We start from the raw sequence: 5,696 nt of genomic DNA, 5'->3' as shown, positions 1-5,696 counted from the left end.
CGCCGACGCGGTCGGGAAGGGGTCCGCCGCGGCCGGGCAGGGCGCCCTCGTGACCTTCGGGATCGAGCCGACGGGCCCCAACACCGGCTACGGCTACATCCGGCGCGGCGCCGCGCGGCCGGAAGACGGCGTCTTCGCCGTCGATGCCTTCGTCGAGAAGCCGCCCGCCGACGTCGCGCAGGCCTATGTCGCCTCCGGCGACTACCTGTGGAACGGCGGCATGTTCCTGTTCCGGGCCGAGACCTACCTGGCCGAGCTGGAGCGGTACGAGCCGAGGGTGTTCGAGGCGTGCGCCGCCGCCCTGGCGAAGAGCCGGCGCGACCTGGACTTCCTGCGCCTGGACGAGGCGTCGTTCGCGGCCTCGCCGAACATCTCCGTCGACTACGCCGTCATGGAGCGGACCGCCGATGCCGCGGTGGTCCCGCTGCGCGCGGGCTGGACCGACATCGGCGCCTGGTCGGCGCTGTGGGAGATCGGCCGGCAGGACGCCGACGGCAACGTCGCGGTCGGCGACGTGGCGTTCCAGGAGGCGCGCAACTGCTACGTCCGCTCGGACGGGATGCTGACCGCGGTCGTCGGCCTGGACGACGCGGTGGTCGTGGCGATGAAGGACGCGGTCCTGGTGACCAGCCGCGACCGGGCGCAGGACGTGAAGCGCCTGGTCGAGCGGCTGAAGACGGCGGGGCGGGCGCAGACGACGGACCATCACGTCGTCCACAGGCCGTGGGGCTCCTACGAGACCCTGCACGCGGGCGACCGGTTCCAGGTCAAGGCGATCTCGGTCAAGCCCGGCTGCAAGCTGTCGCTGCAGAAGCATTTCCACCGTTCGGAGCACTGGGTGGTGGTGACCGGCACGGCGGTCGTGACCCGCGACGGCGAGAGCCTGCTGCTGCGCGAGAACGAGTCGGTCTACCTGCCGCTCGGCTGCGTCCACCGGCTGGAAAACCCGGGGAAGGTCGCCCTGAGGCTGATCGAGGTCCAGTCCGGCACCTATCTCGGCGAGGACGACATCGTGCGACTGGACGACTCCTACGGGCGTCAGTAGGGCGTGTTCCTCAGTCGCCGGCGACGCTCCGCGCCTTGTTAAAGGCAGTTGCTTGGCTTTCGCCCCTGGGGGACGGGGGCGCGGTCGGTCCTGGAGCTCAGCCGAAGGTCAGCAGGTGGATGCTGAACAGGCCCTCGGCGTCGCACCAGGTCCTGACGCACCGCCATCCAGCACCGTTGGCCAGCCGCTGGAACCCGGCGACCGAATACTTGTACGACACCTCGGTATGGATGGTTTCGCCCCGGGCGAAGCGGAACGGGACGCCCGCCACCGTGACGGTCTGGTCGTCCAGGCTCTCCAGATGCATCTCGATGCGGCCCTTCCCGGCGTCGTAGAACGCCCGGTGCGCGAAGCGGTCGAGATCGAAGGTGCCGTCGAGTTCCCGGTTGATGCGCGCGAGAAGGTTCAGGTTGAAGGCCGCCGTCACGCCGAGCGCGTCGTCGTAGGCGGCCTCCAGGACATGGCGCGGCTTCTTCAGGTCGACGCCGATCAGCAGCTTGCCGCCGGCCCCGATCTGGCGGCCCAGGCGCTGCAGGAAATCCTGCGCCTCCTCCGGCGTGAAGTTGCCGACGGTCGAGCCCGGGAAGAAGGCCAGGGTCCGCTCGGGCGGGGTATCGGCGGGCAGGGCGAAGCCCTCGACGTAGTCGGCGACGATCGGCTCGACGCGCAGGCCCGGATAATCCGAGGCGAGGCGCGCCGCCGAAAGGAGCAGGTGCTCGCCCGAGATGTCGACCGGCCGGTAGGCCGCCGGCTCGTCCAGCGCGTCCAGCAGGGCGCGGACCTTCACGCTGGACCCGCTGCCGAGCTCCACCAGGGTCGTTCCGCGACCGCACAGCCCGGCGATCTCGGCGGCGTGCGCGTGCAGCAGGGCGGTCTCGGTGCGGGTCGGGTAGTATTCGTCCAGCGTGCAGATCCGGTCGAACAGCTCCGATCCCCGCTTGTCGTAGAAATACTTGCTGGGCAGGGCCTTGGGCCGGCGCCCCAGGCCCTCGACCACGTCGGCCAGGAAGCGGCCGTCGGCCTCCGCCGGCGGGGCGGCCGCGAGCGGGCCGGGCTCGCGGCGGGGACGGGTTCCGCGCATCATGCATCCTCCGCGAGGCGCAGGCCGCTGAAGGCCCAGCGCTGATGGGGGTAGAAGAAGTTCCGGTAGGTCGCGCGGACATGGCCGGCCGGCGTGACGCAGGCGCCGCCGCGCAGGACCATCTGGTTGGCCATGAACTTGCCGTTGTATTCGCCCAGCACCCCCTCGGTCGGGCGGAAGCCGGGGTAGGGGGCGTAGGCGCTCGCGGTCCATTCCCAGACGTCGCCGAACATCTGGACCGGATGCGGGTCCTCGCCCGGTGGCTCCGGGGGCGGTCCCGGGGCCGGCCGCAGCAGGCCGGCGGCGAGATCGTTGCCCCCGACCGGCCCCCCGACCGCCCCCCCGGCCGGCAGGCCGGCGGCCGCGGTCTCCCACTCCGCCTCGCTCGGCAGGCGCCCGCCGGCCCAGCGCGCGAAGGCGTCGGCCTCGTAGAAGGAGACGTGCGAGACCGGGGCATCCTGCTCGACCGGCACTTCCCCCGTCAGCGTGAAGCGGGTCCAGCCGCCGTCCCCGCGCGTCCAGTAGGCGGGCGCGTCCCATCCGCCGGCCTGCACGGCGGCCCAGCCGTCGGCCAGCCACAGCGTCGGCGTGCGGTAGCCGCCATCCTCCATGAAGCGCAGCCAGTCGGCATTGGTGACCGGGCGGGACGCCAGCCGGAACGGGTGGACCAGCGTCTGGTGGCGCGGGCCCTCGTTGTCGAAGGCGAAGCCGCCGCCGGCGTGCCCGATCTCGCGGATCCCGCCCGCGAACGACAGCAGGCGCGCGGGGCCCGGCGCCGGTCCGGCGCGGTTTTCCGGCGGCGCCGGCCGGTAGGCGGGCTTCAGCGGGTTGCACGAGAACAGGTGCAGCAGGTCCATCAGCAGCAGCTCCTGGTGCTGCTCCTCATGGGCGAGGCCGATCTCCACCAGCGGCACGACCTCGTCCGCATGGTCGCCGCGCTCCAGCAGGCCGGCCATGGCCTCGTCGACGTGGCGGCGGTATGCGGCGACCTCCTCGATCCCGGGGCGGGTCAGGAGGCCGCGGTGGGGCCGGGGGTGCCGGCTGCCGAGGCCCTCGTAGTAGGAGTTGAAGAGGTAGGCGAAGCGCTCGTCGAAGGGGCGGTAGCCTGCCGCGAAGGGCTTGAGCAGCAAGGTCTCGAAGAACCAGGTCGTGTGGGCCAGATGCCATTTGGCGGGGCTGGCGTCCGGCATGGACTGGACGACCTGGTCCTCGGCCGACAGGCCGCGCACGAGGTCCGTGCTGGTGCGGCGGACGTGGAGGAAACGGGCCGGCAGCGTTTCCGGCCGGTATCGGGGCGCCGGGGCGCCGTCGTCGAGGGGCATGGCGATGGGGTTCCGTGCTGGCGGCTCGCGTGGCTGTGCCGGGATCACTGTGCCGGGGTCACTGCGCCCGGGTCACTGCCCCGGATACCGGTTCTCCTTGAGGAAGCGGGCCAGGTGGACGGCGTTGCGCGCGGCCATGGCGGCGGCCGAGGCGACCGCCTCCGGGGTCTTCTCCAGGTCCTTGAAGTCCGTCTTCTGCATGGCCTCGCCGACCCAGTAGGACACGGCGTTGGCGGCCAGGGTGAAGCCCACGTCGTTCAGCGCCTGGAACAGTTCGGCCGAGACGTGGTGGGCGCCGTCCTCGTTGCCGACGACCGCGACCAGCGCGACCTTGCCGTAGGACACCATCCGGCCCTGCTCGTCCGTCTCGCCCAGGAAGGCGTCCATGCGCTCGAGCACCCGCTTGCACACGCTGGACGGCTGGCCGAGCCAGATGGGCGTGCCGAGCACGAGGATGTCGGCGTCGAGGACGCGGCGGCGCAGCGCTGGCCAGGCGTCCCCGGGCCCCTCGTCGGAGGTGACGCCGGGCTTCACGTCGTGGTCGGCGACCCTGACGGTGTCGGCCTCGACGCCGTAGCGCGCGAGCTCCGCGAGCAGAAGACCGATCATGGCGTCCGTGGAGGAAGGCTGTCCGGACGGCTTCAGGGTGCAGTTCAAAGCAACGGCCCTCATGCCCTTCTCCCGACGGTGTGCCTTGCGTCTGCAAACACGGCGGGTCCGGAAATGTTGCCGGCCCCGGTGATCGGCGGGCCGGGCCGTTTCAGGGCGCGCGGGCCGCCGCCGTCACTTCCGGCAGCAGTTCCTCGATCGCCTCGATCCGGGCCAGCGGCGCCGGATGGGTCGACAGGAAGGCCGGGGAGCGTCCGCCGGCCAGCCGGTCCATCCGCCGCCACAGCCCGACCGCTTCGCGCGGGTCGTAGCCGGCCTCGGCCATCGTGAACAGGCCGAGGCGGTCGGCCTCCAGCTCCTGGCCGCGCGAGTAGGGCAGCACCAGGCCGAACTCGACGCCGATGCCGAGCAGGGCCGCGATCTCGTTGGCGTACTGGATGTCGCCGAGCTGGAGTGCCGCGCTGACCAGCCGCAGGCCGAGCTGCTTGGCGGCGGCGGTGCTCAGCCGCTCCTGCGAGTGTTCGGCCTGGTTGTGCCCGATCTCGTGGCCGACCACGGCGGCGAGCTGGTCCGGGTTCGCGGCCGCCTCGAACATGCCTTCGTAGACGCCGATCTTGCCGCCGGGCAGAGCGAAGGCGTTGATCTCCGGGCCGGCGAACACGACCATCTCCCACCGCGCGGGGTCCTCGCCGGCGGCCGCCAGCAGGCGCCCGCCGACGGCCTGCAGCGTCCGCTGGTAGGCCTCGACCCCGGAGACGGCGGTCTGGGCGCGGATGCGCTCCCAGCTTTCGAGGCCCATCTGGCGCACCGTCTCGTCCGACACGAGGTCGACGGGAAAGCCGCCTATCTCGTCGCAGCCGCCAATCAGGGGGGCGGCGGCCGCGCCGGAGATCATGCCCAGGAGCGCGCGGCGGCCGATCCGCGGGCCGCCGGGGGCCGGCCGGTGCCGCCGATGCCAGATGCACATGACGCCTGGTTCCCGATCCACAGGTGCAGTTCCGGGCAGCCAACGCGCAGGACGGCGTGGGGTTCCGCGGGCGATGCGATCGCGGGCCGGCGGCCGGAAGGCGTGGTCCCGGCGCCGGAAACCATTGGACGGCCCCCACTGTTGGATGGGATTGCCAAGCCTGCACAGGAGATCACGATGATCCGGCTTCTTCTGCCGGCGGCGGCCGCGTGCCTGCTGGCCGGCTGCGCCCAACTGACGGGCGCGCCAACGGAACCGAGCCCGTCCGCCGTCGCTGCCGGCATCTGCGCGCCCGACCGGTGGGACTTCGTGCAGGAGTATTCCGGATCGCGGGAGGTCGACCGCCTCCAGCGCGAGGCGAGGCGGCAGTACGAGAGCGGCGACGTCGCGAGCTGCCGCAGAACGCTCGGCCGGGCGGAGGCCGTCCTGCACCGGTCGCATCCGGAGTAGCGGACGGGGTGGATTGTTCGACCGGGCGAAAGAGTGCCTTCAACCCGGCCCGCGTTCCCGTCGAGCGGGGTCGGGCGCATCTTCTCCTCAAGACGCCGGGCAGACCGGTGCCGCCAACCCGGGGCTCCAAGCCGAGCCCCAACAAGGAGAAGCATCATGAAGGTTTCCACGCTCGCCGCCGCCGCCGCCCTGTTCGTCGGCCTGTCCGCCACCACCCCCGCC

At 72.2% G+C, this 5,696-nt stretch carries 6 protein-coding genes; 2 read left to right on the top strand and 4 right to left on the bottom strand.

Features of this window, described 5'->3' with window-relative positions; genetic code table 11:
* Nucleotides 1-1,045 (top strand): mannose-1-phosphate guanylyltransferase/mannose-6-phosphate isomerase (locus tag VGO20_RS10815; RefSeq protein WP_327502346.1); only part of this gene is annotated, 1,045 nt, incomplete at its 5' end.
* A gap of 97 nt (nucleotides 1,046-1,142) precedes the next feature.
* On the opposite strand, the gene egtD is transcribed toward VGO20_RS10815, so the two are convergent.
* The 4 genes from egtD to VGO20_RS10795 all read right to left on the bottom strand — a co-directional run bounded on the left by egtD (nucleotide 1,143) and on the right by VGO20_RS10795 (nucleotide 5,024).
* Entirely contained in the window at nucleotides 1,143-2,129 is a 987-nt protein-coding gene (gene egtD, locus VGO20_RS10810; protein ID WP_327502345.1) for an L-histidine N(alpha)-methyltransferase, read from the bottom strand.
* On the bottom strand, nucleotides 2,126-3,448 hold the full coding sequence (egtB, locus tag VGO20_RS10805; RefSeq protein ID WP_327502344.1) for an ergothioneine biosynthesis protein EgtB: 1,323 nt from the start codon (nucleotides 3,446-3,448) through the stop codon (nucleotides 2,126-2,128). Before egtB ends, egtD begins: the two co-directional genes overlap by 4 nt.
* Nucleotides 3,449-3,520: 72 nt before the next feature.
* Entirely contained in the window at nucleotides 3,521-4,120 is a 600-nt protein-coding gene (locus tag VGO20_RS10800; protein WP_327502343.1) for a flavodoxin family protein, read from the bottom strand.
* An 88-nt stretch (nucleotides 4,121-4,208) separates the two neighbouring features.
* Complete coding sequence (locus tag VGO20_RS10795; protein ID WP_327502342.1) at nucleotides 4,209-5,024, bottom strand: M48 family metallopeptidase; 816 nt, start codon at nucleotides 5,022-5,024, stop codon at nucleotides 4,209-4,211.
* 177 nt (nucleotides 5,025-5,201) lie between these two features.
* Here VGO20_RS10795 and VGO20_RS10790 point away from each other — a divergent pair, with 177 nt between their 5' ends.
* Nucleotides 5,202-5,474 (top strand): hypothetical protein, encoded by a 273-nt coding sequence (locus VGO20_RS10790; RefSeq protein WP_327502341.1) that lies wholly within the window; start codon nucleotides 5,202-5,204, stop codon nucleotides 5,472-5,474.
* The last annotated feature ends 222 nt before the right edge of the window (nucleotides 5,475-5,696 follow it).

It is taken from the genome of Arenibaculum sp. (assembly GCF_035998295.1).
In the GTDB taxonomy this organism is placed as follows: Bacteria; Pseudomonadota; Alphaproteobacteria; order Azospirillales; family Azospirillaceae; genus DASYHS01.
This window is presented reverse-complemented; position numbering and strand designations above follow the sequence as displayed.

Coding starts and splice junctions, on each gene's coding strand:
- VGO20_RS10795 (WP_327502342.1), bottom strand. CDS start 5,024: ATGTGCATCTGGCATCGGCGGCACCGGCCGGCCCCCGGCGGCCCGCGG.
- VGO20_RS10800 (WP_327502343.1), bottom strand. CDS start 4,120: ATGAGGGCCGTTGCTTTGAACTGCACCCTGAAGCCGTCCGGACAGCCT.
- VGO20_RS10790 (WP_327502341.1), top strand. CDS start 5,202: ATGATCCGGCTTCTTCTGCCGGCGGCGGCCGCGTGCCTGCTGGCCGGC.
- egtD (WP_327502345.1), bottom strand. CDS start 2,129: ATGATGCGCGGAACCCGTCCCCGCCGCGAGCCCGGCCCGCTCGCGGCC.
- egtB (WP_327502344.1), bottom strand. CDS start 3,448: ATGCCCCTCGACGACGGCGCCCCGGCGCCCCGATACCGGCCGGAAACG.